This window comes from Streptomyces sp. NPDC055099, assembly GCF_053607685.1.
This window is the reverse complement of the sequence record NZ_JBSGUA010000092.1, coordinates 1-1,008: the sequence shown is the minus strand read 5'-3', so window position 1 is coordinate 1,008 and position 1,008 is coordinate 1. Positions and strand designations below refer to the sequence as shown.

General features: G+C 67.7%; 2 protein-coding genes. Both read right to left on the bottom strand.

Annotated elements, in window-relative coordinates:
• Positions 1–678 (bottom strand): zeta toxin family protein (locus ACWFRU_RS42510; protein WP_453694228.1); only part of this gene is annotated, 678 nt, incomplete at its 3' end.
• Complete coding sequence (locus ACWFRU_RS42505) at positions 675–968, bottom strand: hypothetical protein (protein ID WP_367509827.1); 294 nt, start codon at positions 966–968, stop codon at positions 675–677. The genes ACWFRU_RS42510 and ACWFRU_RS42505, both read right to left, overlap by 4 nt.
• Positions 969–1,008: the final 40 nt, after the last annotated feature.

The following is a 1,008-nucleotide window of genomic DNA, read 5'->3' as shown; positions in this document are numbered from 1 at the left end:
GAAGCGGGGTTCGGAATCCCCACGCCGGAAGACGCCTGCGACGTCCAGGAGTCCTTCGCGCACGATGACCTCGCAGGCGACCGGAATTCCGGTGAACGAGGCCTGCGCCTTCTCCGGCACAGTCAGGCGGCCCTGCCCGCGGTCGACGAGCTGCTCGTGGTAGCGGTTCAGAACGCCCTGATCGCTCTGCGCCTGTGACACGGCCAGGACGAATCCCTCGATACGGGTGCCCACGTTCCGGTAGCTGCGCATGGTCTCGGCCAGGAACTGGGGGTCCATGGCGATCTCCTGGACCAAGGCGTTGAGCTTCCGGCCTCCGGATAACGGGTCCTCGCCCCGGACGAACTGCTGCGCCTGCTTCATCCAGGCTCGGCCGTCCTGCCCTGTGTAGAGGGTCATGAGGCGGTCGTCCTCGGCCATGAGCCGCGCGTACTGCGGGTGGTAGGGCTTGTAGAGGTCGCTGTCGATGTCCGCGAACCCGCCCCGGGCATCGAGTTGTTCGGCGATGAGCTGGGCCACCCGCGTCTTGCCCGCGCCCGGCTGCCCGAGCAGGAAGACGGCAGTGGCCGGGTCCTGCGGGATCGGGCCGGTCAGCAGGTCCCGCACGATGTCCATGGCGAAGATGCGCCGGTTCTCCTCCGCCGGCAGCTGATAGCGAGCGGCGTCGTCCTGGCTCACGCGCCGCTCTCCCTCAGCTCCCGCAGCTTGGCGGCGTAGGCGGCCCGCACCCGGGCGACGTTCTCGGTGTCCTCGGCCCGCAGCGCCTTGCGTACCTGCTGGCACTCCGTGCGCAGTGTTCGGTACTCGGTGATCAGTTCCTGCGAGACCGGCGAGTTTTCGGCCTCGGCGATCAGGGCGGAGTAGGCGGCGACCACGCCGTTGATCGCCTCGATCGCCGCCTCGTAGGCGACGGACTGCTCGGAGTTCCAGACGTGCGGGCGAAGGTTGCTGATCACAGGGTCGGTCATCTCGTTCCCTCCGGTGGATTCTTGCCCTTTTCTTCATGTT

Excerpts from the sequence above, each read along its gene's own strand:
- ACWFRU_RS42505 (WP_367509827.1), bottom strand. The coding sequence starts at position 968 with ATGACCGACCCTGTGATCAGCAACCTTCGCCCGCACGTCTGGAACTCC.